Here is a 23,403-nt window from a genome sequence, read left to right on the forward strand (position 1 = left end):
GCCGTCATTTCACTCATTCGGGTGACAATCCCGGGCGATCTGGCCCTTCCGGGTCATGCCGTCGACAGAATCGGACCGGCCTTTCGGGGCCGGTCCGATTCTGTCAGGGCCTGACTGGGGGGCCATGGGCATGATCCGCATCAAGGCTGGGGTCCCCCGCAGGACGCGGCCCCGGACGTACTCCCGCCCACCCGCCCACCCGTGTCGGCGTCCGCTGCGCCGGGTGCTCGCGCTGGGACTGCCCACGGCCTGGGGCGCCACCGCGATCACCTACAAGCTGGCCTGTCCGCTCGCCCAGCAGGACGGGCTCGGGGCCCGCATCGTCACCGGTGCCGTCTTCTTCGCCGTCGGCACCGGACTGGTGCTCCACGTCCGGCGGTCGCTGCTGCGCGAACTGCGCCAGGCCCGCCGGGTCGCGGGCGCGGCACAGAGCGCTCTGCTGCGACCGCTGCCCGCGCGCATCGACGGCCTGGACGTGGCCGCCGCGCAACTCTCGGCCGACCGCGGCGCCGCGATCGGCGGCGACCTGTATGAGGCGGTCGGCACCGAGTACGGCGTGCGGGTGGTGATGGGCGACGCGCGGGGTCACGGGCTCGCGGCCATGGGCACGGCCGCCGCCGTCCTCGGCAGCTTCCGTGAGGCGGTGTATGACGAACCCGACCTCGGCGACGTGCTGCGCCGCCTGGACCGCGCCCTCGCCCGGCACCTGCGCGAGCGGCCCCCCGACGGCGCGGCGGCCGAGGAGTTCGTCACCGTCCTGCTGCTGGAGATCCGCCCCGACGGCGAGGTGCGCGCGCTGAACTGCGGCCATCCATGGCCGTACGTACTGCGGGACAAGGACATCGAACCGCTGGCCCGCGCCGACCCCCTCCCGCCCCTCGGCCTGTTCCCGCTGCCGCCCCAACTGCCCGCCGTGCACTGCCGGCACCTGCTCCAGGGCGAGGCGCTCTTCCTCCACACGGACGGCGCGGAGGACGCCCGGGATGCCCGGGGCCGGTTCTTCCCGCTGCCGGAGGTGCTGGCCGACGCCATACGCGAGCAACCGCTGTCACCCGAGGCCGTGCTCCGCAGAATCATCACCGAACTCCTGCGTCACACGGACGGCGTCCCCTCCGACGACGTCGCCCTGTTGATGCTGCACAACGGCAGCTCCCCTCCAGGACCACGGGACGCCGACATCAGCGGCTCCGCCGCGAGGGCGCGACAAGCCACGACGGCGCCGCAGCCGACCACGTACCCGTGACCCCACGGCGCGTAGTCACCCGCGTCGCCGGCGGAGCCGTCCGCCCCGCCACGGAGTGTCGGGCAGGCAGCTGGGCGGACGGCGCAACAACGGGCCACCGCACTGTACGAGGGGGAGCCGGCGGCCCGGCCGGCCTCTTTCGAGGCAGTTCAGTCAACCGGTCCGGGACTCTCCGCAACAGCGCGCGTACAGCGCGGATTCGCGTACTCGGTTCACACCCCGTGTGAAGACCGACCCACTACTCTGACGGCACCAGCCACCCGGGGGGCACCATGCAGCCCAACACTCTGCTCGACGCGATCCTGGACGAGGCCGGGATCTCGCACGCGGGACTGGCCGCGCACGTCAACCAGGCGGGACGGGCGCGCGGACTCTCCCTCAGATACGAACACACCGCCGTCGCCCGGTGGCTGAAGGGCCAGCGCCCCCGTGGCCAGGTGCCCGACCTGATCTGCGAGGTGCTCGCGTCCCGGCTGCACCGGCCGGTCACGCTCGACGACATCGGCCTCGGCGTGCCCGGCGAGCCGGCCGCCGCGCACGTCGGCTCGCTGTCCGGCTTCGTCGAGCGGGCCACCGCACTGTGGCGGTCCGACCAGCAGCAGCGTCCGCACATCCTGGGCGCGCCCGCGCTCACCGGCACCCCCGCCGTGATGCCGGTGTGGGAGTGGGAGAACCCGCCCGAGGACGTGGACGTCTCCCGCGGCGGCCGGCACCGGGTCACCCCGGCCGACCTGGACATGCTGCGCTGCGCCCGCACCCACTACGAGCAGATGTACCGCAAGGCCGGCGGCATAGCGACCCGCGCCCGGATCGTCGGCTTCCTCAACGCCGAGGCCGCTCCGCTGCTGCGCGGCAGCTACACCGACGCCACCGGCCGCCAACTCCACCGTGCCACCGGGGGGTTGGTGGCGGTGGCCGGCATCTGTGCGTACGACTCCGACGCGCACGGACTGGCGCAGCGCTACTTCCACCAGGCACTGAGGCTCGCGAAGGCCAGCGGGGACCGGGGACTCGGGGCCTACGTCATCGCGCTGCTGGTCAACCAGGCGCTGTTCATGCGGGAGTACCGGCAGGCCGTCGCCTTCGCCGAGGCCGCGCTGCGGGCCGCCGGCCGGCACATCACCCCGGCGCTCGCCTCCGACCTGTACGCGATGCAGGCGAAGGCCTACGCCCATCTCGGCGACGGCACGAGCGCCCTGTCCTGCATCCGCCGGGCCGAGCAGGCCGCGGAACGCATCCGGCGCGGATACGAACCCGACGAGACCGGCTACGTCCAGCCCGGACTGGTCAACGTCCAGGTGGCCGAGGCGCTGCTCAGTCTCGGCGAGGTGGCGGCGGCGGCCGAGCACGCCGCGGCGGCCGTCGACAACCCGGCGCACGACCGGGGCCGGGTGCACCGGCTGGCCATGCTCAGCACGATCGAACTGCGCCAGGGCAACGCCGACAAGGCGGTGGCCACCGCCGTGCAGATGGCCGAGCAGGCCCGCGGGATGGAGTCCCAGCGTCTGCGCGACAGACTCCGCGCGGTACGCGAGCACCTGGTGCGCAGCGGCTGTGCGGGGACGGCCGAGGCGGCTGAACTCATCGACGGGGCACTGCGCGTACCGCTGTAACCCCGTGCGCCCATGAACCGGGTCACTGCGCCCACCGCTGCGCCGTGAGCGGCTGCCGTGCGCCTGCTGTCAGACCGTTCCGGCTGCGATATTGCCATCTATTCAGCGGAAGGTGGCAGACCCGTGCAATGGACGAAACAGAACGAGCAAACCGTGTACTCAAACCGCTGGTTCAGCGTCAATCTCGCCGATGTCGCGCTGCCGGACGGCCGGCATCTCGACCACTTCCTCATACGGATGCGGCCGGTCGCCGTGGCGACGGTGGTGAACGAGGCCAACGAGGTCCTCCTGCTGTGGCGGCACCGCTTCATCACCGACAGCTGGGGGTGGGAGCTCGCCGCTGGCGTCGTCGAGGACGGCGAGGACGTCGCCCGTGCCGCGGCCCGGGAGCTGGAGGAGGAGACCGGCTGGCGGCCGGGACCGCTGCACCACCTCATGAGTGTGGAGCCGTCCAACGGGCTCACCGACGCCCGGCACCACATCTACTGGGCCGACGAGGGCGAGTACGTCGGGCATCCCGTGGACGACTTCGAGTCGGACCGCCGGGAATGGGTCCCCCTCAAGCTCGTTCCCGACATGGTCGCCCGCGGGGAGGTCCCGGCCGCCAACATGGCGGCCGCGTTACTCCTGCTGCACCACCTCCGGCTCGGCCAGGACACCGGGCCCTGACCCCCGCTCCAGGGGCGGGTGCCCCAGGCCGCGTCCGCACCTAGCGGCCGAGCGCCTGCCAGACGGCCACGACGAGGGCGCCGACCGCCGTGACGGCCGTGATGGCGGGCAGTGGCCAGCGGGCGTGCTCCAGGGTGACGAGCCGCGTGCTCAGCTCGTCCAGTTCCTTGGCGGTCTCCTCGGTGCGATGGCTGAGCAGGGCCAGCCCGCCTTCGACGCGGGCGTAGGCGACGTCGAGGCGGCGCCGTAACTCTGCGAGTTCTCCAGGGACGGCGGGATGCTCGGGCTCGGCGGTCACGAATCCGCTCCTCTCGTGGTCGAACGGGTGTCGAATCACATCCCTTGCATGTGCATCGTGAGTCAACCCCCCTGGTGGGCGCATGGGGAGAGTGTGCGCGAGGCATATGCGAGCCCGGTGCGCACACGGTGTGTGAATGCCGCGGGCCCGGCACCTGGTCAGGTGCCGGGCCCGGGGAGCGGTCGCTCCTCGTAGTCAGCCGTAGGTGTAGAAGCCGGAGCCGGTCTTCCGGCCCAGCCGGCCGGCGTCGACCATGCGCTGGAGCAGCGGGGGAGCGGCGTACAGCGGCTCCTTGTACTCCTCGTACATCGAGTGCGCGACCGAGGCCACCGTGTCCAGGCCGATCAGGTCGGACAGCTTCAGCGGGCCCATCGGGTGGGCGCAGCCCAGCTCCATGCCGTTGTCGATGTCCTCGCGGCTGGCGATGCCCGACTCGAACATCCGGATCGCGGAGAGCAGGTAGGGGATCAGCAGCGCGTTGACCACGAACCCGGAGCGGTCCTGGGCGCGGATGGCGTGCTTGCCGAGGACCTTCTCCGTGAAGATCTGCGCCCGGCTGAGCGTGCCCTCGGAGGTGGTGAGCGCCGGAATCAGCTCGACGAGCTGCTGCACCGGGGCCGGGTTGAAGAAGTGGATGCCGATGACGTGGTCCGGCCGCGAGGTGGCGACCGCCAGCTTCACCAGCGGGATCGAGGAGGTGTTGGAGGCCAGGATCGCGTCCGGACGCGTCACGACCTGGTCGAGCACCTGGAAGATCTCGGTCTTGACCTGCTCGTTCTCCACCACGGCCTCGATCACCAGGTCGCGGTCGGCGAACTCGCCCAGGTCGGTGGTGAAGCTGAGGCGCGCCTGCGTCGCGTCCCGCTCCTCCTCGGTGATCTTGCCGCGCTCGGCGGCCTTGGCGAGGGAGTTGAACAGCCGGGTCCGGCCGATCTCCAGGGCCTCGCCGGTGGTCTCGGCGACCATGACCTCCAGGCCGGAGCGGGCGCACACCTCGGCGATGCCCGCCCCCATCTGACCGCAGCCGACCACGCCGACGCGTGCGATATCTCCCGAGATGCCGGTCACATCGTCCCTTTCGCTGATCTACGGCTGAGGCAGGTCCGCCGGGGTCCCCGACGCCTGCTCCGATCGTGCACGTTACCTCCGAAGTGCCGCCGATCCCTCTTCCGGGTCGGGCATGCTGAGGTTCCGTACACGGTCCGTGACGGTGCGGATCCGCAGTGTTCTGGAGGTCTCCCCATGGGTCGTGTCTCGCGTCGAGCCTTCGCGGTGGCGGCGTTGTCGGCACTCACGGCGGCGCCGCGGGCGTCGGCGGCACCGGCCCCCGCGGCACGGCCCCCGCGCCGCGCCCTCACCGAGATGCGGGGCATGTGGCTGGCGACGGTGGTCAATCGCGACTGGCCCACCCGGCAGGGGCTGAGCGCGTCGGAGCAGCGCGCCGAGCTGATCCGCCACCTCGACACGGCGGTCCGGTACCGCCTCAACACGGTGATCCTCCAGGTCCGGCCCGCGGCCGACGCGCTGTGGCCGTCGGCCCACGAACCGTGGTCGCAGTACCTCTCCGGCAGCCAGGGCCGGGCCCCGGGCTGGGACCCGCTGGGCACGGCCGTGCGGCAGGCCCACGCCCGGGGTCTTGAGCTGCACGCCTGGTTCAACCCCTACCGCGTCGCCGTGCACGACGACCCGGCCCGGCTGCTGCCCTCCCACCCCGCCCGCAGGCACCCCGAGTGGGTGGTGCGGTACGGCGGGAAGCTCTACTACAACCCGGGGCTGCCCGAGGTCCGGGCCTTCGTGCAGGACGCGATGATGGACGCGGTGGCGAAGTACCCGGTGGACGGAGTCCACTTCGACGACTACTTCTACCCGTACCCGGTGGCGGGGCAGACCTTCGACGACGACGCGGCCTACCGCGCCCACGGCGGCGGCTTCTCCACCAGGGCCGCGTGGCGGCGGGACAACATCGACCGGCTGGTGCGCGAGACGGCTTCCCGCGTGAAGAAGATCCGGCCCACGGCCCGGTTCGGCATCAGCCCCTTCGGGGTGTGGCGCAACGCGGCCACCGACGTACGGGGCTCGGACACGCGGGCGGGTGTGCAGACGTACGACGACCTGTACGCGGACACCCGGAAATGGGTGCGCGAGGGCTGGATCGACTACATCGTCCCGCAGCTGTACTGGAACATCGGTCTGGCCGCCGCCGACTACGCCAAGCTGCTGCCGTGGTGGGCGGAGGTGGCCAAGGGCAGCCGTACGAAGCTGTACGTGGGCGAGGCGCTCTACAAGGCCGGCGACCCGGCGCAGCCCGCCGCCTGGCAGGACGCGGCCGAGCTGTCCCGCCACCTGGCGCTGGCCGAGGGCCATCCGCAGGTGCGCGGGCACGTCTTCTTCGCCGCGAAGGACCTGGCGGAGGACCGGATCGGGGCGATGGCACGGGTGGCGGCCGACCATTACGGGCGGCCGGCCGGCCCCCCGCGCTGAACTACCTCTGCATGTCCTTGTGCCGGATCTCGGAGTCGGGGCCGGGTGAGCACACCGCCTCGTGCCCGTCCTCGAAGCGGACGCGGTACGGGGGATTGCCTTCCTGGCCCATCACTTCGACGATCTCGGCGACCTTGTCGTGTTGGCCGACCACCCGTCCGTGCTGGACGAGCTGGTCGCCCTTGGTTGCGTGCATCTGCGAGGCCTCCTCACCTGTGCGCCGCTCAGCCTCGGGCCCGCTGGGTGACCGCGATGCACACCAGCACCGCGGCCGCGGTCAGCGGGGCAGCCACCGTCAGGTGCTCGCCCAGGAGCAGCACCGACCACACCAGTGTGAGCAGCGGTTGGGCCAGCTGCAACTGGCTGGCCTTCGGGATGCCGATGGCCGCCATGCCCCGGTACCAGACGACCAGGCCGAGGAACTGGGAGCCCGCCGCGACCCACAGCAGTCCCGTCACGCTGTGCGCCGTCAGCTGCACGGGCTCGTGCGCCAGCGCGAGGGCGGCGGCGGGCACGGCGAGCGGCACGCACAGCACCAGCGCCCAGCCGATGACCTGCCAGCCCGGCATCACCCGGGCCAGCCGGCCGCCCTCGGTGTAGCCGGCCGCGCACACCAGCAGCGCCCCGAAGAGGTAGGCGTCGGCCGAGGTGAGGGCGCCGCCGCTCTGCTGCACCGTGAAGGCGACCACGGCTGCCGCGCCCGCCAGGGCGGCCACCCAGAAGGTGCGCGAGGGGCGGGTGCCGATGCGCAGGGCGGACAGCAGCGCGGTCGTCAGCGGCAGCAGGCCGACCACGACGGCGGCGTGCGCGGTGGTCGAGGTCTGCAGGGCGAGCGTCGTGAGCAGCGGGAAGCCGACGACCACTCCGCCGGCCACCACCGCCAGCCCCGACCAGTGCCGCCGGTCGGGCAGCGGCACCCGCAGCGCCAGCAGGCAGCCGCCGGCGATCAGCGCGGCGAGGAGGCTGCGCACGGCGACCAGGGACCAGGGACCGAAGCCCTCAAGGCCCCAGGCGGTGGCGGGGAAGGTGAGCGAGAAGGCGGTGACGCCGAGTGCCGCCTGCAGGGTGCCGACGGGTGCTCCCGTCCGGGCGGACACGCCGCTCGGTTCGCTGACCGCTATCGCCGTCGGGGTGGTAGCGCTACTCTGTGCTCTCATGCAAGAGCGTAGCAGTGTCGGTGAACTGGCGAATCAGCTGCGGCGGGAACTCAACCGCTACTCGCCCGGCGGAAAGCTCCCGTCCAGCCGGGCCCTCGTCGAGCGGTTCCGGGTGAGCCCGGTGACCGTCTCGCGGGCCCTGGCGCAGCTGGCCGCCGAGGGTCTTGTGGTCACCCGGCCGGGCGCCGGGGCCTTCCGTGCCCGGCCGCGCCCTGCCGCCGGGCCCGCCGGGGACACCTCCTGGCAGGAGGTCGCGCTCAGCGCCGACGGCGCCGCCGATCTCGTACCCCGCTCGGTGGACGCCTCCGGTGTGCTGGTCTCGCTGGCCGCTCCGCCGCCCGGTGTCGTCGAGTTCAACGGCGGCTATCTGCATCCGTCGCTGCAGCCGGAGCGGGCGATGGCGGCGGCGCTGTCCCGGGCGGGGCGGCGCCCCGGGGCGTGGGGCAGGCCACCGATGGAGGGGCTGCCGGAGCTGCGGGAGTGGTTCGCGCGCAGCATCGGCGGGGCCGTCACGGCCGCCGAGGTACTGGTCACCTCGGGCGGCCAGTCCGCGCTGACCACGGCCCTGCGCGCCCTGGCGCCGCCCGGCGCGCCCGTCCTCGTCGAGTCGCCCACCTACCCCGGCATGCTGGCCATCGCCCGTGCGGCCGGCCTGCGCCCGGTGCCCGTCCCCGTGGACGCGGACGGTGTGCGGCCGGCCCTGCTCGCCGACGCCTTCCGGGCCACCGGCGCCCGCGTCTTCGTCTGCCAGCCGCTGTTCCAGAACCCGACCGGCGGCGTCCTCGCCCCCGAGCGGCGCGGCGAGGTGCTGCGCATCGCGCGCGAGGCCGGCGCCTTCGTCGTCGAGGACGACTTCGTACGACGCCTCGTGCACGAGGACTCGGGGCCGCTGCCGCGTCCGCTGGCCGCCGACGACCCGGACGGCGTCGTCGTCCACGTCTGCTCGCTGACCAAGGCGACCTCACCGAGCTTCCGGGTGAGCGCTCTGGCGGCGCGTGGTCCCGTGCTGGAGCGGCTGCGGGCCATCCAGGTCGTCGACACCTTCTTCGTGCCCCGGCCCCTGCAGGAGGCGGCGCTCGAACTCGTCGGCTCGCCCGCCTGGCCCCGCCATCTGCGCGCCGTCTCGGCGGAGTTGAAGGCACGCCGGGACACCATGACGTCCGCGCTGCGGATGCACCTGCCCGACTTCGCCCTGCCCCACATCCCGTCCGGCGGCTACCACCTGTGGCTGCGCCTGCCCGACGGCACCGCCGAGTCCGCGCTGACGGCGGCGGCGCTGCGGGCGGGCGTCGCGATCACGCCGGGGCGCCCGTACTTCAGCGCCGAACCCCCGGCCGCGCACGTCCGGCTGAGCTTCGCGGCGGTCGCGGGCGGCGAGGAGATCGCCGAGGGTGTGCGACGCCTGCGCAGGGCCTGTGCGGAGGTCCGGCCATGACGACGGGAGGCGCGGGCACGGACGTGCGGCCGCCCGTTGAACGCTCGACTCCGACCCTCCGGCCTGCGAGCATCCCGGCATGACCGACACGCCGAGCCTGCCCGAGGGCTACGAGATCTCCACCGACCCCGACCGGATCGACGCCGGCCGCGTGCACCACTGGCTGTCCACCGACGCGTACTGGGCGATCGGCCGGCCGCGCGAGAAGCAGAGCCGGGCGATCGAGGGCTCGCTCAACTTCGGCGTGTACGAGGCGCTGACGGGCGAGCAGGTGGCGTACGCCCGCGTCGTCACCGACCGGGCGACCTTCGCCTGGCTGTGCGACGTGTACGTCGACCCCTCGGTGCGGGGCAAGGGCCTCGGCACGGCGCTGGTCGCGGCCGTACGCGAGCATCTGCGGCCGTACGGCCTGCGGCGCATCCTGCTCGCCACGCACGACGCGCACGGCGTCTACGAGAAGCTCGGCTTCGCGGCGCTGGAGCGGCCGGACCAGTGGATGGCGCTCGCCTTCGGTCAGTGAACCGCGGCGCACCCTGGGTGACTCACAGGTAACAGCTCTTGACCAGCGTAGTTTTGCGGCCCACCATCGCCGCATGGCGCTTCGGGTCACGTTCGTCGCCGCCGCACGCAGTTCGCCCCTGCTCGCGGAGCGCTTCGAGGACGACCGGCCGCTGGACCGGGCCGGCTGGGACGAGGTGATGCGCGCCGCCGGTGACCTGCTGCCGCTCGCGGCGGCCGAACTGCGCTACTGCTCGCCGACGCCCCGCAGCCGCGCCACCGGTGACGCCCTCGGCTACGCCCCGCTGGTGCAACTCGCCCTGCGCGAGTGCGACATGGGACGCTGGCGCGGGCTGACGCTCGGCGAGGCGATGGCCCGCGAGCCGGAGGCGGTGGACGCCTGGCTCGCCGACCCGCGCTCCGCCCCGCACGGCGGTGAGTCGCTGCTGGGCCTCATCACCCGCGTCGGCGGCTGGCTCGACACCCGCCCCGTCGAGGCCGACGGCCGCATCGTCGCCGTCGCCGAGCCCTCGGTGATCCGGGCCGCGCTGGTCTACGCCCTGAAGGCGCCGCCCGCGACCTACTGGAACCTCGACGTCCGCCCCTTGTCGACGACCATCGTCACCGGCCGCGCGGGCCGCTGGAACCTGCGCTTCGACCAGGCTGCGGTCTAGCCGGCCCGCCGTCCGGCGCTCCCGGGCGCTCGCGGGCGTAGTCGGTGGTGAGGAGGAGGTCCTTGGCCGGGCCGCGCACGCGCCACACGGTCCGCCAGTGGTCCCGGTCCCGGACGGTGAACTCGCCGCGGTAGAGGTCCGCCGCGCAGGGATGGTCGGCCACATGGTGGCCCGAGGACAGGTCCAGGCCGTGGAACGGGCGGCCGTCCGCGAAGCGCACGTCGGCCGTGCCCGGCGCGGATCCCGGCTCGAAGCGCAGGGTGCGCTCGGCGGGGCGGGTCACGCCCCGCCAGGTGAAGGCGCCGGACTCCCGGCTCAGCAGCCCGCCGCCCGTCACCGCGTCGAACACGGTGGTGCCGTCGAACCGGCCTTCGTCACCGCTCGCCAGATCCCGCACCGACCGCTCGGTGCGCCACCGCCCCGAGAGAAAGGCCAGCACATCGGGCACCGGCCACAACTCGCCCATCTCCGCCCGCCCTTCGCACCGGGTGCCGTCGCCTGACGCACCATTGCCGGCCATTGCTGCGCGACCCATTGACGCGCTTCCACCCCCTCCCTATCTTGCCGTTCGAAGTGCTGACCAACGTCCGATATCTCGAACAATTTCCAGTGAGAGCCGCGGAGTATCCATGTCACGCACCCGCTTCAGACTCGGCCTCGGCGCCACCGCCCTTCTGGCGGCCTCGGCCCTGCTGCCGGCCCCCGCACACGCGGCGGAGGCCGTCACCGACTACGCGATCACCGTCGACCCGGGCGCACGGGGCGCCGCGATCGACGACACGATGTACGGCGTCTTCTTCGAGGACATCAACCGGGCCGCCGACGGCGGCCTGTACGCCGAGCTGGTGCAGAACCGGTCCTTCGAGTACTCCACCGCCGACAACTCCTCGTACACGCCGCTCACCGCCTGGACGCCCGACGGCACGGCCGAGGTCGTCGACGACGACGGCCGGCTCAACGACCGGAACCGCAACTACCTCTCCCTGGGCGCGGGTTCGTCCGTCACGAACAGCGGCTACAACACCGGCATCCGGGTGGAGAAGGGCAAGAGGTACGACTTCTCGGTGTGGGCGCGCGCCGAGAGCGGCACCACCCTCACGGTCACCCTGAAGGACACCGCGGGCACCCTGGCGAACGCCCGCCAGGTCGCCGCGAAGGGCGGCTGGCGCAAGTACACCGCCACCTTCACCGCCACGCGGACCAGCAACCGCGGCCGCCTCGCCGTCGCCACCACCGCGCCGGCGGCGCTCGACATGGTGTCGCTGTTCCCGCGCGAGACCTACAAGAGCCAGCCGAACGGCCTGCGCAAGGACCTCGCCGAGAAGATCGAGGCGCTCAACCCCGGCTTCCTGCGCTTCCCCGGCGGCTGCCTGGTCAACACCGGCTCCATGGAGGACTACAGCGAGGCATCCGGCTGGCAGCGCAAGCGGGCCTACCAGTGGAAGGGCACCATCGGCCCCGTCGAGGAGCGCGCCACCAACGCCAACTTCTGGGGCTACAACCAGAGCTACGGCCTCGGCTACTACGAGTACTTCCGCTTCGCCGAGGACATCGGGGCCATGCCGCTGCCGGTCGTCCCCGCCCTGGTGACCGGCTGCGGCCAGAACAAGGCCGTCGACGACGAGGCGCTGCTGAAGCGGCACATCCAGGACACCCTGGACCTCATCGAGTTCGCCAACGGCCCGGCCACCTCGAAGTGGGGCAGGGTCCGCGCCGAGATGGGCCACAGCAAGCCCTTCGGCCTCACCCACATCGGGGTCGGCAACGAGGAGAACCTCCCGAGGGAGTTCTTCGCCCGATTCCAGCAGTTCCGCGCCGCCATCGAGGCGAAGTACCCGGACATCACCGTCATCTCCAACTCCGGCCCGGACGACTCCGGCACGACCTTCGACACCGCCTGGCAGCTCAACCGCGAGGGTGGCGTCGACATGGTCGACGAGCACTACTACAACAGCCCGCAGTGGTTCCTGCAGAACAACGACCGCTACGACTCCTACGACCGCACGGGCCCCAAGGTCTTCCTCGGCGAGTACGCCTCCCAGGGCAACGCCTGGAAGAACGCCCTGTCCGAGGCCGCGTACATGACCGGCCTGGAGCGCAACGCGGACGTCGTCAAGCTCGCCTCCTACGCCCCGCTGCTCGCCAACGAGGACTATGTGCAGTGGCGGCCGGACCTGATCTGGTTCAACAACCGCGCCTCCTGGAACTCGGCGAACTACGAGGTCCAGAAGCTGTTCATGAACAACACCGGCGACCGCGTCGTCCCGTCGAAGGCCACCGGCACCCCGGAGGTCAGCGGCCCCATCACCGGCGCCGTCGGCCTGTCGACGTGGGCGACCAGCGCGGCGTACGACGACGTGAAGGTCACCTCGGCGGACGGGACGGCGCTCCTGGCCGACGACTTCTCCGGTGACGCCTCGAAGTGGACGCACACCGGCGCGGGCGCCTGGACCGTCCAGGACGGCCGGTACGTGCAGACCGACGCCGCCGCCGAGAACACCATGGTCACGGCCGGCGACCCGGCCTGGAAGGACTACGACCTGCAGGTGAAGGCCACCAAGAAGTCCGGCAAGGAGGGCTTCCTGATCGCCTTCGGCGTGAAGGACACCGGCAGCTACTACTGGTGGAACCTGGGCGGCTGGAACAACACCCAGTCCGCCGTCGAGCAGGCCGTCGACGGCGGCAAGTCGACGATGCTCACCAAGGCCGGCTCGATCGAGACGGGCCGCGCCTACGACATCGACATCAAGGTCCGGGGCCGCCAGGTCACCCTCTACCTCGACGGCCAGGAGTGGGGCAGCTTCACCGACGACAAGCCGGCCGAGCCCTTCCGCCAGATCGTCACCGAGGACGCGCGCACCGGCGAGCTGACCGTCAAGGTCGTCAACGCCCAGGACCGGGCGGCGCGCACGGCCGTCGACCTCGGTGGCGCCGACGTCGCCCCCAGGGCGCGGGTCACCACGCTGGCCGCCGACCAGGACGCGGTCAACACCGAGACGGACACCCCGGTCACCCCGGTGAGCTCGACCTTCTCGGGGGTGGCGAGCGAGTTCACGTACACCTTCCCGGCGAACTCGGTGACGTTCCTGCGGATCAGACAGCGGTAGCCCGCGACGCGGGCCGTGCGGTCACCGCCGAGGCGGTGCCGCCGGCCCGCCGAACGGCGCCAGGACCTTGAACCGCTCGTCGAGCGTGACGGTGGGCGTGATCCGGTGCAGCGCGGCGCGGACCAGGGTGAGCGGGTGGTCGGGGAAGTGCGCGTCCCACTGCTCGTCGTCGGCCACGTGGTACGGCAGCCCACCGGTCAGGCCGGGCGCGTAGGGGTGCGGCCGGAAGTAGTCGGCCGGGCCCACCCACGACATCACCGTCGCCTCGCGCACGCCGGTCGTCGCGCCCTCGGCGGCCTGCACCTTCACCACCGTGCTGCACCCGGCCCTCGGCACGGTCCACGACCCGAGGAAGACCTGGCCGTGCCCGTTCGGCCGGGGCACCTTGATCAGCTGGCGGACACCCGGCACGCCGTCCACCCCACCGGTCACCGCCTCGATCAGCGCGCCGCCGGCCCCGGCCGCGATCCGCGCGAGACCGGCCCGCAGCGGTTCGGGCCGGTCGAGCGGCGCGGGCAGGTCGGGGACCAGCGGGAAGAAGTGGACGGACAGCACCAGTCCGCGCTCGTCGGTCCACACCCCCGCCTCGCGTCCGGTGAAGCCGGTCAGGTCCATGCCGGTGATCGGAGTCATGGGGAGATCATCGCGGGCCGCCGTTCCCGCCCGCACCGGGGGGCCTCACCAGTGGGCGGCGTCCCCGACGCCGGAGCGGGCCCTCGGAACTGGATTGCATAAACGTGCAGCGAAACGTATAGTCATGCCATCCAGGAGGAGGGTTTTCCATGGCGGTACGTGCGGCAGTGGCCGGAGCGAGCGGGTACGCGGGCGGAGAGCTGCTGCGTCTGCTCCTGGCCCACCCCGAGGTCGAGATCGGCGCCCTGACCGGCAACTCCAACGCGGGGCAGAGGCTGGGCGCGCTCCAGCCGCATCTGCTGCCGCTGGCCGACCGCGTCCTGGAGGCGACCACGCCCGAGGTCCTCGCCGGGCACGATGTCGTGTTCCTCGCGCTGCCGCACGGGCAGTCCGCCGCCGTCGCCGAGCAGCTCGGCCCGGACGTCCTGGTCGTGGACATGGGCGCCGACTTCCGGCTGAAGGAGGTCGGCGACTGGGAGCGTTTCTACGGCTCCCCGCACGCCGGCACCTGGCCCTACGGCCTCCCCGAACTGCCGGGTGGCCGCGCCGCGCTGGAGGGGTCCAAGCGCATCGCGGTACCCGGTTGCTACCCCACCGCCGTGTCGCTGGCGCTGTTCCCGGCCTACGCGGCCGGCCTCGCCGAGCCGGAGGCCGTGATCGTCGCCGCCTCCGGCACGTCCGGCGCGGGCAAGGCACCCAAGCCGCACCTGCTGGGCAGCGAGGTCATGGGCTCCATGTCGCCCTACGGCGTCGGCGGCGTCCACCGGCACACCCCCGAGATGATCCAGAACCTCGGCGCGGCCGCCGGCGAGCCGGTCTCCGTCTCCTTCACGCCGACCCTCGCGCCGATGCCCCGCGGCATCCTCGCCACCTGCAGCGCCAAGGCCCGGGACGGCGTCACCGGCGAGTCACTGAGGGCCGCCTACGAGAAGGCCTTCGCCGACGAGCCCTTCGTCCACCTGCTGCCCGAGGGGCAGTGGCCCGCGACCGCGTCCGTCCACGGTTCCAACGCCGTTCAGATCCAGGTCGCGCACGACGCCTCCGCCGGCCGCATCATCGCCATCAGCGCCATCGACAACCTGACCAAGGGCACCGCGGGCGGTGCCGTCCAGAGCATGAACATCGCCCTGGGTCTCGACGAGACCACCGGACTGACGACGATCGGAGTTGCGCCGTGAGCGTGACGGCAGCGAAGGGATTCACGGCGGCGGGCATCGCCGCCGGGATCAAGGAGAACGGCAACCCCGACCTGGCCCTCGTGGTCAACAACGGCCCCCGCCGCGCCGCCGCGGGCGTCTTCACCTCCAACCGGGTCAAGGCCGCGCCCGTCCTGTGGTCCGAGCAGGTCCTCAAGAGCGGGCAGCTGTCCGCCGTGGTCCTCAACTCCGGCGGCGCCAACGCCTGTACGGGCCCGAAGGGCTTCCAGGACACCCACGCCACCGCCGAGAAGGCCGCCGAACTGCTGGGCGTGGGCGCCGGAGAGGTCGCCGTCTGCTCGACGGGCCTCATCGGCGTCCTGCTCCCCATGGACAAGCTGCTCCCGGGGGTCGAGACGGCCGCCGGCCTGCTGTCCGAGCACGGCGGCGAGAAGGCCGCCATCGCCATCAAGACCACCGACACCGTGCACAAGACCTCCGTCGTCACCAAGGACGGCTGGACCGTCGGCGGCATGGCCAAGGGCGCCGGCATGCTCGCCCCGGGTCTGGCCACCATGCTCGTCGTGCTCACCACCGACGCCGACCTGGACGCCGGGACGCTCGACAAGGCCCTGCGCGCCGCCACCCGGGTCACCTTCGACCGGGTCGACTCCGACGGCTGCATGTCCACCAACGACACCGTGCTGCTGCTCGCCTCCGGTGCCTCGGGCGTCACCCCGCAGTACGACGAGTTCGCCGAGGCCGTCCGCACCGTCTGCGACGACCTCGGGCAGCAGCTCGTCCGGGACGCCGAGGGCGCCAGCAAGGACATCAAGATCGAGGTCGTGAACGCCGCGACCGAGGAGGACGCCGTCCAGGTGGGCCGCACCATCGCCCGCAACAACCTCCTCAAGTGCGCCATCCACGGCGAGGACCCCAACTGGGGCCGGGTGCTCTCCGCGATCGGCACGACGGACGCCGTCTTCGAGCCGGACCGCCTCAACGTCGCCATCAACGGCGTCTGGGTGTGCAAGAACGGCGGCGTCGGCGAGGACCGCGAGCTGGTCGACATGCGCTACCGCGAGGTACACGTCGTCGCCGACCTCGCGGCCGGCTCCGAGACGGCGACCATCTGGACCAACGACCTCACCGCCGACTACGTCCACGAGAACAGCGCGTACTCCTCATGAGCACTACTCGTAAGCACACCGCCCTGCCCAAGGCGCAGATCCTCATCGAGGCGCTGCCGTGGCTGGTCCGGCACAACGGCAAGACCGTCGTCATCAAGTTCGGCGGCAACGCCATGGTCGACGAGGACCTGAAGGCCGCGTTCGCGCAGGACGTGGTCTTCCTGCACCACGCCGGCCTCAGACCGGTCGTCGTGCACGGCGGCGGCCCGCAGATCAGCGCCGCCCTCGACAAGCACGGCATCGTCAGCGAGTTCAAGGCCGGCCTGCGCGTCACCACCGAGGACGCCATGGACGTCGTCCGCATGGTGCTGGCCGGCCAGGTGCAGCGCGAGCTGGTCGGGCTGCTCAACCAGCACGGCCCGCTCGCCGTCGGCCTCACCGGTGAGGACGCGCACACCATCACCGCCACCAAGCACCAGCCCGAGATCGACGGCGAGGCCGTCGACATCGGACGGGTGGGCGAGATCACCGAGATCGACACCGGCGCCATCGAGGCGCTGCTCGCCGACGGCCGCATCCCGGTCGTCTCGTCGATCGCCCGCTCCCAGGACGATCACCATGTCTACAACGTCAATGCTGATACGGCGGCTGCGGCACTCGCTGCGGCACTGGGCGCCGAGACCCTCATGGTCCTCACCGACGTCGAGGGACTGTACGAGGACTGGCCGAACAGCGACGAGGTGATCAGCCGCCTCACCGCCTCCCAGCTGGAGAAACTGCTGCCGGAGCTGTCCTCCGGCATGGTCCCGAAGATGGAGGGCTGCCTGCACGCCGTGCGCAACGGCGTCACCACCGCCCGCGTCATCGACGGCCGGGTCCAGCACTCGATCCTGCTGGAGATCTTCACCGACGAGGGCATCGGCACGATGGTCGTGCCCGACGAGAACGAGGGGGATGCCGTATGACCAATCAGGAACTGACCGCGCGGTGGCAGGGCGCGCTCATGAACAACTACGGCACCCCGAGGCTCCCGCTGGTGCGCGGTGAGGGCGCGAAGCTCTGGGACGCCGACGGCAAGGAGTACCTCGACTTCGTCGGCGGCATCGCGGTCAACGCGCTCGGCCACGCCCACCCGGCGGTGGTGGAGGCCGTGAGCAAGCAGATCGCCTCCCTCGGCCACGTCTCCAACCTCTTCATCGCCGAGCCGCCCGTCGCGCTCGCCGAACGGCTCCTGCAGCACTTCGGCCGGGACGGCAAGGTCTACTTCTGCAACTCCGGCGCGGAGGCCAACGAGGGCGCCTTCAAGATCGGCCGGCTGACCGGGCGGTCGCACATGGTGGCCACCCGGGGCGGCTTCCACGGCCGCACCATGGGCGCCCTGGCGCTGACCGGGCAGCCCGGCAAGCAGGAGCCGTTCCTGCCGCTGCCCGGCGACGTCACGCACGTGCCCTACGGCGACGCCCAGGCCCTGGCCGCGGCGGTCACCGAGGACACCGCCCTGGTGATCATCGAGCCCATCCAGGGCGAGAACGGCGTCGTCGTGCCGCCCGCCGGGTACCTCAAGGCGGCGCGCGCCATCACCGCCGCCACCGGTGCCCTGCTGGTGCTGGACGAGGTGCAGACCGGCATCGGCCGGACCGGGCACTGGTTCGAGTACCAGGCCCACGAGGGTGTCCTGCCGGACGTCGTCACCCTCGCCAAGGGCCTCGGCGGCGGGCTGCCGCTGGGCGCCACCGTCGCCTTCGGCCGGGCCGCCGAGCTGCTCCAGCCGGGCCAGCACGGCACGACCTTCGGCGGCAACCCGGTCGCCTGCGCCGCCGGTCTCGCCGTCCTCGACACCATCGCGGACGAGGGGCTGCTCGACAACGTCAAGCGGCAGGGCGAGCGGCTCCGCGCCGGAATCGAGGCTCTCGGCCACCCGCTGATCAGCCACGTCAGGGGCTCGGGCCTGCTCCTGGGTATCGTGCTCACCGAGCCGCTCGCGCCCACGGCACAGCAGGCGGCTCAGGACGCCGGAATCCTCGTGAACGCGCCCGCACCCGATGTCGTACGGCTGATGCCGCCGCTGACCCTCGGCGACGACGCGGTGGACGCCTTCATCGGGGCGCTTCCCGGCATCCTTGACCAGGCCCACGAGGCCCACGGGGACGGACGATCCGGAGAATGAGACGACGATGAGCCAGGCGCAGGAGCACGAGCAGACCAACGGGCCTGCCGTACCGCAGACCCGCACCGCACGCCACCGCCGGATCGTGGACATCCTCAACCGGCAGGCGGTGCGCTCCCAGAGCCAGCTGGCGAAGCTGCTCGCCGACGACGGGCTGACCGTCACCCAGGCGACGCTCTCCCGCGACCTCGACGAGCTGAACGCGGTGAAGATCCGCAACAACGACGGCGACCTGATCTACGCGGTGCCGAGCGAGGGGGGCTTCCGCACCCCGCGGGCACCGCTGGGGGAGTCGGCGAAGGAGGAGCGGATGCGGCGGCTGTCGCAGGAGCTGCTGATCTCCGCGGAGGCGTCCGCCAACCTCGTGGTCCTGCGGACCCCACCGGGCGCCGCCCAGTTCCTGGCCTCGGCGATCGACCAGGCGGAGCTGCACGACATCCTCGGCACCATCGCCGGTGACGACACGCTGCTGCTGATCAGCCGGGAGCCGACGGGCGGGCAGGCACTGGCGGATCATCTGCTGAGGTTGGCTCAGAACGGGCACTGAGCGACGCGACGGCTCGTGCCGTCGGTGGGGTGCGGGTGGCCGGTCGCGCAGTTCCCCGCGCCCCCGAGGCGTTGCGGGCGCGGCCGGCCCGAGCGGCGCTCCCTCCGCTCGAGCGAAGCCGAGAGTGGGGGAGGCGCCGCGCCCACGCGGGCGAGTGGTACGCCGGCACCCCGGCAGCTGCGCCGGTCACTCCGAAACGGGGCTCACCCCAGCCACCCCGCCAAACCCCCCGTGCACCGCACCTCGTCCCCCGCGGTCACCAACAGCGCCTCCACCCCGTCCAGGGACTCCAGCCACCGCAACCCCTCCCGCGCCCCCATCGCGAACGCCGCCGTCGCCCAGCAGTCCGCCCACGTCAGCCGCGGCGCCACCACCGTCACCGCCACCAGATCGGTCACCGCGGAGCGCCCGGTGCGTGGGTCGACGATGTGCGCACCCCGCTCCGCCGAGCCGGACGTCGCGACGGCCAGTTCGTCCGCCCGCGCGGCGGAGACCACGGCCGCCAGCCCGCCCGGACGCAGCGGGTCCGACACGCCGACCCGCCACGGCCGCCCCGCCCCCGGCGTCCCGAGCAACTGCACGTCCCCGCCCCCGTTGACGCTGACGCCCGTCGCACCGGCCGCCGCGACCCGCCGGGCGGCGCGCTCCACGGCCCAGCCCTTGACGATCCCGGTCGGGTCGAGCCGGCCCTGGTACGACGTGCTGAACCAGCCGTCGCTCACCCGCTCCGCCTCCGCGGCCAGCTCCAGCACCTCGGCGACCTCGGGCGCGCACGCGCCGAGGGACAGCTCACCGCGCGCCAGCCGGGAGACCTCGCTGCCCTCCCGGTAGGTGCTGAACACCTCGTCGACCCGGTGCAGCCCGGCGACCGCTTCGTCCAGCGCCGTGCGTACGGCCGTGGGTTCCCCGCCGCGGACGTCGAAGGAGAAGACGGTCCCCATCGTCTCCTCCACCCGGCGCACCGCGGCGGGAGCCTGTGCGGAATCGGCCACGGTGTCAGCCACCGGCCCGGTCCAGTGCCGACTGGAGGGACTGCTTGTATCCGGCGCTGGTGTAGGTGGCGCCGGATACGGCGTCGATGTCGGCGCTGCCGGCGGCGATGGCGGCCTGGTTGAGTCGGGGTACGGCGTCGGCGGTGACCCGGTCGCTCTGCCCTCCCTCGGGCGCCTGCACGGCCTCGGCGCCCGTGATCTTCCCACCGCTGACGGTGACACGGACCTGCACGGGCCCGTACTGGGTCTGCGCGACGGCGCCGGTGAGGGTGCGGGTGCCCTGGGAGCCGCTGCCCGAGCCCTGTCCGTCTGTTCCCTCGCCCTGTCCGCCGCCCTGTCCGGCGGATCCCGCGGCCTCCTCCAGCTTGTCCAGTGCCGACTGGAGGGACTGCTTGTATCCGGCGCTGGTGTAGGTGGCGCCGGATACGGCGTCGATGTCGGCGCTGCCGGCGGCGACGGCGGCCTGGTTGAGTCGGGGTACGGCGTCGGCGGTGACCCGGTCGCTCTGCCCTCCCTCGGGCGCCCGCACGGCCTCGGCGCCCGTGATCTTCCCGCCCTTCACCGTGAGCCGGACCTGCACGGGGCCGTACCGGGTACTGGCCGCGTCACCGGTGACCGTGCCGACGCCCGCGCCCCGCCCGCCCTGCGGCGACTGCGCGGCCACCGGCGGGGCCGCGCCGCCCGCCGCGGAGGCGGAGCCCGGGTCGGAGGCCGGTTTCAGCGACAGCAGCAGCACGATCCCGGACACGGTCGCGGCGCCGGCCAGTACGGCACGCCGGACGGGGTGACTCTTCCTCATCTGCCCTGAGCTCCTGATCCTCGGTCACATCTCGAACGACTCGTGATGGATGCGACGGGCGGGGACTCCCGCGCCGCGCAGCGCCTCGTACACCGACTGGGCGAAACCGGGCGGCCCGCACAGGAAGACGTCGTGGCGGTCGATGTCCGGGATCTTGCGGCCCAGCGTCTCCGGCGAGATGTCCGGGCGCTCCCCGTCCGGACTGTTGACCGCGTACATCAGCCTGGCCCCGCGCTCGTCGGCGATCCGGGCGAGTTCGTCCCACAGCGCCAGGTCCTGGGTGCTGTTGGCCCGGTACAGCAGGGTGATGTCGCCGGACGCGCCGGGCAGCGTCTCGAACAGCGCCCGCATCGGTGTGATCCCGACCCCGCCCGCCACCAGCAGCACCTTCCCGCGGCTGCGGCGCTGCGCGGTCAGCGCCCCGTACGGCCCCTCCGCCCACACCCGGGTGCCGGGCTCCAGTTCGCGCAGCCGGGCGCTGTGGTCGCCGATCGCCTTCACGGTGATCCGGAGCATGTCCGGGCGGGGCGCCGCCGACAGCGAGTACGGGTGGGAGCTGAACCGCATCCCCGGCGCCAGGAACCGCCAGCGGAAGAACTGCCCCGCCTCCGCGCCCATCCGGTGCAGCCTGCGCCCGCCGATCAGCACCGACACGATCCCGGGCGTCTCCTCGATCACCGCCTCGACCCGCATCCGGTGCCGCAGGTTGAGGCGGAGCGGGGTCAGGATCCGGTACCAGACCACGAGCGCGGTCACCGTCCCGTACAGGGCGTACCAGACGGTCCTGGCGACCGGCTCGACGGCGAAGTCGTTGCCGGTGGTCAGCTGGTGCCAGAAGGTCAGGAACACCGCCGCGTAGGTGAGCAGGTGCACGTGGTACCAGGCGTCGTAAGGGATCCGGCGGCGGACCGGGCCGATCGAGAGCAGCCCGATGAACAGCAGCAGTCCGGTGCCGATGGCAGCCTTGCCCATGTCCGGCAGCTGGTTCACGGAGTCGACCGTCTGCTGGACGATGTCGCCGAGGCCCTTGCCGGCCTGCGCCGCGTAGCCCCACATGATCAGGAAGACGTGGGCGAGGACCAGGCAGAGCGTGTAGCGGCCGGTCATGGCGTGCCAGCGGGCCACCCGGTCCGAGCCCACCCGCCGTTCCAGCGCGGGCACCCGGGCCATCTGGAGCACCACGAGCGCCATGAGGTACCCGGCCAGCAGGCCGGTGATCCGGCCCGCGTTCAGGATCCTGCCGGTGTCGTCGGAGATGGCGGGTGTGTTGCGCCACCACAGCCACAACACACCCGCCGCGCCCGCCCACACGGCGAGCAGCAGGGGGACGGCCGGGGAGCGGCGCGGACGGATGCGGCGCATCGTCTGGCGTCGGGCGGCACGGCCGCCGGCGAGCGTGGTGGTCACGGTTCCTCCGTGGGGACTCGGCCCTTGGCCCACAGATACGGGCCGCACCACGCGAGCGTTCAGCCGGTTCCGGTTCTGCCGCCGCTCAGTACCGCGTGATCGCCGTCGCCCCGCCCGACGTGCCGATCGCGAGGTGCGGCTCGGCCGCCGGCTCGGCCCAGTCGAGGATCCGTCGCATCGCCTCGGCCGGCACCGACACGCAACCGGCCGTCGCCCCGCGCCCGTCGACGTGCAGGAAGATGCCCGCGCCGCGGCCGCGCACCGGGCGGTGGTAGTTGAAGCCGACGACCATGGCGTGCGCGTACTGGGCCCGGTAGGTGATCAGATGCTCGGCCTCGGCGGCGCGGCAGTCGGCGGCCCGCGGCTCGGTCCAGCGGTTGTAGGAGCGGGAGCGGTTGTCCTGGCACCACCAGGAGCCCTGCCGCACCGGGCGGTACCGGTACGTCGTCCCGCGCGGCGCCGCCTCGATGCCGAAGGCGTAGGGCAGGTCGTACAGCCCGGTCGGGGTGGTGTTCGTGCCCTGTCTGCGCTTCGTCCCGTCCGCCAGTCCGCCGGCCCCGAAGCGCGCGGGCGCGGAACCGGCCTTCACCCAGCTGCCGCCCCTGAGGTCCCACCAGGTGACGGTGCCCCTGGTCGAGCGGGCGCCCGGGGCGACGGCGGTGATCAGCTGGGTGCCGCCGCCGGTGTCCGCCATCCGGGCCGGCAGCGGCCGGGGCGGTGGCCCGCCGGCGGGGGCGGCACCGAGCACGAGGGCGGCCGCGGACAGGAGGGCGGCGACGGCACCGGGACGCATGGCTCAGACGGTAGACGGAGGCAGCGGCAACGGCAGCCCGGGCAGCCCGTCAAGGCTCGTGGCGACGTGCTCCTTCTTGGTGAAGTACTCGCTGAGCGAGGCGTCGTCCTCGCGGGCGAAACGCTTGCCGTGCAGGTCCCGGTCCGTCTCGTACGCCATGAAGGGCACGGCGTACCCGCAGGTGTCGCGGATGAGCTCGGCCGTCACGACGATGATCGCGCGCAGGCCGTGCGGGGCCGGGTCGATGTCCCTGAACCGGGTGAGCAGCTCCGCGAAGCGCGGGTCGTCACGGAAGACCGGCTCGCCGCGGCCGTGCACACGGACGATGTTCGGCGGCCCCTGGAAGGCGCACCACATGAGGGTGATCCGCCCGTTCTCCCGCAGATGGGCGATGGTCTCGGCGTTGGAGCCGGCGAAGTCGAGGTAGGCCACCGTGCGGTCGTCGAGCACCGCGAAGGAGCCCGTGAGGCCCTTGGGGGAGAGGTTGACCGTTCCGTCGGCGTCGAGCGGAGCGGTGGCGGTGAAGAAGAGGGGCTGTGCCTCGATGAAGGTACGGAGTCTGCCGTCTATGCGCTCATAAGTCTTTCCCATGTCTAACGATTATGGGTTGCACGCGCTGCCCTG

Annotated in this window: 24 protein-coding genes; 13 read left to right on the forward strand and 11 right to left on the reverse strand. The window is 72.5% G+C overall.

The window, feature by feature from the left end; translation table 11 throughout:
- The first annotated feature begins 130 nt into the window (after nucleotides 1-130).
- From IE260_RS30685 to IE260_RS30695, 3 genes are all read left to right on the forward strand, one after another.
- Nucleotides 131-1,243 carry a PP2C family protein-serine/threonine phosphatase gene (locus IE260_RS30685; RefSeq protein WP_189877774.1) on the forward strand — a complete coding sequence of 371 codons (1,113 nt, stop codon included), beginning with the start codon at nucleotides 131-133 and terminating at the stop codon, nucleotides 1,241-1,243.
- Between the two features lie 272 nt (nucleotides 1,244-1,515).
- The gene (locus tag IE260_RS30690) at nucleotides 1,516-2,856 is read left to right on the forward strand and encodes an NsdA family TPR-like regulatory protein (protein WP_189877776.1); all 1,341 of its coding nucleotides are present in this window, start codon (nucleotides 1,516-1,518) and stop codon (nucleotides 2,854-2,856) included.
- A 123-nt stretch (nucleotides 2,857-2,979) separates the two neighbouring features.
- On the forward strand, nucleotides 2,980-3,525 hold the full coding sequence (locus tag IE260_RS30695; RefSeq protein ID WP_189877779.1) for an NUDIX hydrolase: 546 nt from the start codon (nucleotides 2,980-2,982) through the stop codon (nucleotides 3,523-3,525).
- A gap of 40 nt (nucleotides 3,526-3,565) precedes the next feature.
- Here the strand turns inward: IE260_RS30695 and IE260_RS30700 are convergent, their stop codons facing one another.
- Both IE260_RS30700 and IE260_RS30705 read right to left on the reverse strand, forming a co-directional pair.
- Nucleotides 3,566-3,823 (reverse strand): hypothetical protein, encoded by a 258-nt coding sequence (locus tag IE260_RS30700; protein ID WP_189877781.1) that lies wholly within the window; start codon nucleotides 3,821-3,823, stop codon nucleotides 3,566-3,568.
- A gap of 195 nt (nucleotides 3,824-4,018) precedes the next feature.
- Nucleotides 4,019-4,891 carry a 3-hydroxybutyryl-CoA dehydrogenase gene (locus tag IE260_RS30705; protein ID WP_308434709.1) on the reverse strand — a complete coding sequence of 291 codons (873 nt, stop codon included), beginning with the start codon at nucleotides 4,889-4,891 and terminating at the stop codon, nucleotides 4,019-4,021.
- 174 nt (nucleotides 4,892-5,065) lie between these two features.
- On the opposite strand from IE260_RS30705, the gene IE260_RS30710 reads away from it, so the two are divergent.
- The gene (locus IE260_RS30710; RefSeq protein ID WP_189877783.1) at nucleotides 5,066-6,304 is read left to right on the forward strand and encodes a glycoside hydrolase family 10-like protein; all 1,239 of its coding nucleotides are present in this window, start codon (nucleotides 5,066-5,068) and stop codon (nucleotides 6,302-6,304) included.
- 1 nt (nucleotide 6,305) lies between these two features.
- Here the strand turns inward: IE260_RS30710 and IE260_RS30715 are convergent, their stop codons facing one another.
- Together IE260_RS30715 and IE260_RS30720 are read right to left on the reverse strand one after the other, a co-directional pair.
- Complete coding sequence (locus tag IE260_RS30715) at nucleotides 6,306-6,500, reverse strand: DUF1918 domain-containing protein (RefSeq protein WP_189877785.1); 195 nt, start codon at nucleotides 6,498-6,500, stop codon at nucleotides 6,306-6,308.
- A 28-nt stretch (nucleotides 6,501-6,528) separates the two neighbouring features.
- A complete protein-coding gene (locus IE260_RS30720; protein WP_189877787.1) occupies nucleotides 6,529-7,461 on the reverse strand; it encodes a DMT family transporter in 933 nt (310 codons plus the stop codon).
- Between IE260_RS30720 and IE260_RS30725 the strand changes: the two genes are divergently transcribed.
- From IE260_RS30725 to IE260_RS30735, 3 genes are all read left to right on the forward strand, one after another.
- On the forward strand, nucleotides 7,460-8,896 hold the full coding sequence (locus tag IE260_RS30725; protein WP_189877789.1) for an aminotransferase-like domain-containing protein: 1,437 nt from the start codon (nucleotides 7,460-7,462) through the stop codon (nucleotides 8,894-8,896). The genes IE260_RS30720 and IE260_RS30725 overlap by 2 nt on opposite strands.
- A 79-nt stretch (nucleotides 8,897-8,975) precedes the next feature.
- A complete protein-coding gene (locus IE260_RS30730; protein ID WP_189877791.1) occupies nucleotides 8,976-9,416 on the forward strand; it encodes a GNAT family N-acetyltransferase in 441 nt (146 codons plus the stop codon).
- A 73-nt stretch (nucleotides 9,417-9,489) separates the two neighbouring features.
- Entirely contained in the window at nucleotides 9,490-10,068 is a 579-nt protein-coding gene (locus IE260_RS30735; protein ID WP_189877794.1) for a histidine phosphatase family protein, read from the forward strand.
- Here the strand turns inward: IE260_RS30735 and IE260_RS30740 are convergent.
- A complete protein-coding gene (locus tag IE260_RS30740; RefSeq protein WP_189877796.1) occupies nucleotides 10,016-10,534 on the reverse strand; it encodes a DUF6314 family protein in 519 nt (172 codons plus the stop codon). The genes IE260_RS30735 and IE260_RS30740 overlap by 53 nt on opposite strands.
- A gap of 163 nt (nucleotides 10,535-10,697) precedes the next feature.
- Between IE260_RS30740 and IE260_RS30745 the strand changes: the two genes are divergently transcribed.
- Nucleotides 10,698-13,175 carry an alpha-L-arabinofuranosidase family protein gene (locus IE260_RS30745; protein ID WP_189877797.1) on the forward strand — a complete coding sequence of 826 codons (2,478 nt, stop codon included), beginning with the start codon at nucleotides 10,698-10,700 and terminating at the stop codon, nucleotides 13,173-13,175.
- A gap of 21 nt (nucleotides 13,176-13,196) precedes the next feature.
- Here IE260_RS30745 and IE260_RS30750 read toward each other — a convergent pair whose 3' ends face one another.
- Complete coding sequence (locus IE260_RS30750; protein WP_189877799.1) at nucleotides 13,197-13,808, reverse strand: hypothetical protein; 612 nt, start codon at nucleotides 13,806-13,808, stop codon at nucleotides 13,197-13,199.
- A 149-nt stretch (nucleotides 13,809-13,957) separates the two neighbouring features.
- On the opposite strand from IE260_RS30750, the gene argC reads away from it, so the two are divergent.
- The 5 genes from argC to IE260_RS30775 are packed head-to-tail and all read left to right on the forward strand — an operon-like array spanning nucleotide 13,958 to nucleotide 18,788.
- A complete protein-coding gene (gene argC, locus IE260_RS30755) occupies nucleotides 13,958-14,986 on the forward strand; it encodes an N-acetyl-gamma-glutamyl-phosphate reductase (RefSeq protein ID WP_189877801.1) in 1,029 nt (342 codons plus the stop codon).
- The gene (gene argJ, locus IE260_RS30760; RefSeq protein WP_189877803.1) at nucleotides 14,983-16,134 is read left to right on the forward strand and encodes a bifunctional glutamate N-acetyltransferase/amino-acid acetyltransferase ArgJ; all 1,152 of its coding nucleotides are present in this window, start codon (nucleotides 14,983-14,985) and stop codon (nucleotides 16,132-16,134) included. The genes argC and argJ overlap by 4 nt, the downstream gene beginning before the upstream one ends.
- Nucleotides 16,131-17,039, forward strand: a complete 909-nt coding sequence (gene argB / locus IE260_RS30765) for an acetylglutamate kinase (RefSeq protein ID WP_189877805.1) — start codon at nucleotides 16,131-16,133, stop codon at nucleotides 17,037-17,039. The genes argJ and argB overlap by 4 nt, the downstream gene beginning before the upstream one ends.
- The gene (locus IE260_RS30770; RefSeq protein ID WP_189877807.1) at nucleotides 17,036-18,241 is read left to right on the forward strand and encodes an acetylornithine transaminase; all 1,206 of its coding nucleotides are present in this window, start codon (nucleotides 17,036-17,038) and stop codon (nucleotides 18,239-18,241) included. The genes argB and IE260_RS30770 overlap by 4 nt, the downstream gene beginning before the upstream one ends.
- Nucleotides 18,242-18,248: 7 nt before the next feature.
- A complete protein-coding gene (locus IE260_RS30775; protein WP_189877809.1) occupies nucleotides 18,249-18,788 on the forward strand; it encodes an arginine repressor in 540 nt (179 codons plus the stop codon).
- A 203-nt stretch (nucleotides 18,789-18,991) separates the two neighbouring features.
- Here IE260_RS30775 and IE260_RS30780 read toward each other — a convergent pair whose 3' ends face one another.
- The 5 genes from IE260_RS30780 to IE260_RS30800 all read right to left on the reverse strand — a co-directional run bounded on the left by IE260_RS30780 (nucleotide 18,992) and on the right by IE260_RS30800 (nucleotide 23,370).
- Nucleotides 18,992-19,729 carry an FAD:protein FMN transferase gene (locus IE260_RS30780; RefSeq protein ID WP_189877956.1) on the reverse strand — a complete coding sequence of 246 codons (738 nt, stop codon included), beginning with the start codon at nucleotides 19,727-19,729 and terminating at the stop codon, nucleotides 18,992-18,994.
- Between the two features lie 55 nt (nucleotides 19,730-19,784).
- Entirely contained in the window at nucleotides 19,785-20,579 is a 795-nt protein-coding gene (locus IE260_RS30785) for an FMN-binding protein (protein ID WP_189877811.1), read from the reverse strand.
- Between the two features lie 24 nt (nucleotides 20,580-20,603).
- On the reverse strand, nucleotides 20,604-21,986 hold the full coding sequence (locus tag IE260_RS30790) for a ferredoxin reductase family protein (RefSeq protein WP_189877813.1): 1,383 nt from the start codon (nucleotides 21,984-21,986) through the stop codon (nucleotides 20,604-20,606).
- Between the two features lie 85 nt (nucleotides 21,987-22,071).
- Nucleotides 22,072-22,779: a L,D-transpeptidase family protein gene (locus tag IE260_RS30795; protein WP_189877815.1), complete on the reverse strand. Its 708-nt coding sequence runs from the start codon at nucleotides 22,777-22,779 to the stop codon at nucleotides 22,072-22,074.
- A gap of 3 nt (nucleotides 22,780-22,782) precedes the next feature.
- Nucleotides 22,783-23,370 (reverse strand): pyridoxamine 5'-phosphate oxidase family protein, encoded by a 588-nt coding sequence (locus IE260_RS30800; RefSeq protein WP_189877817.1) that lies wholly within the window; start codon nucleotides 23,368-23,370, stop codon nucleotides 22,783-22,785.
- Between the last annotated feature and the right edge of the window lie 33 nt (nucleotides 23,371-23,403).

Source organism: Streptomyces viridiviolaceus, from assembly GCF_014650995.1.
In the GTDB taxonomy this organism is placed as follows: Bacteria; Actinomycetota; Actinomycetes; order Streptomycetales; family Streptomycetaceae; genus Streptomyces; species Streptomyces viridiviolaceus.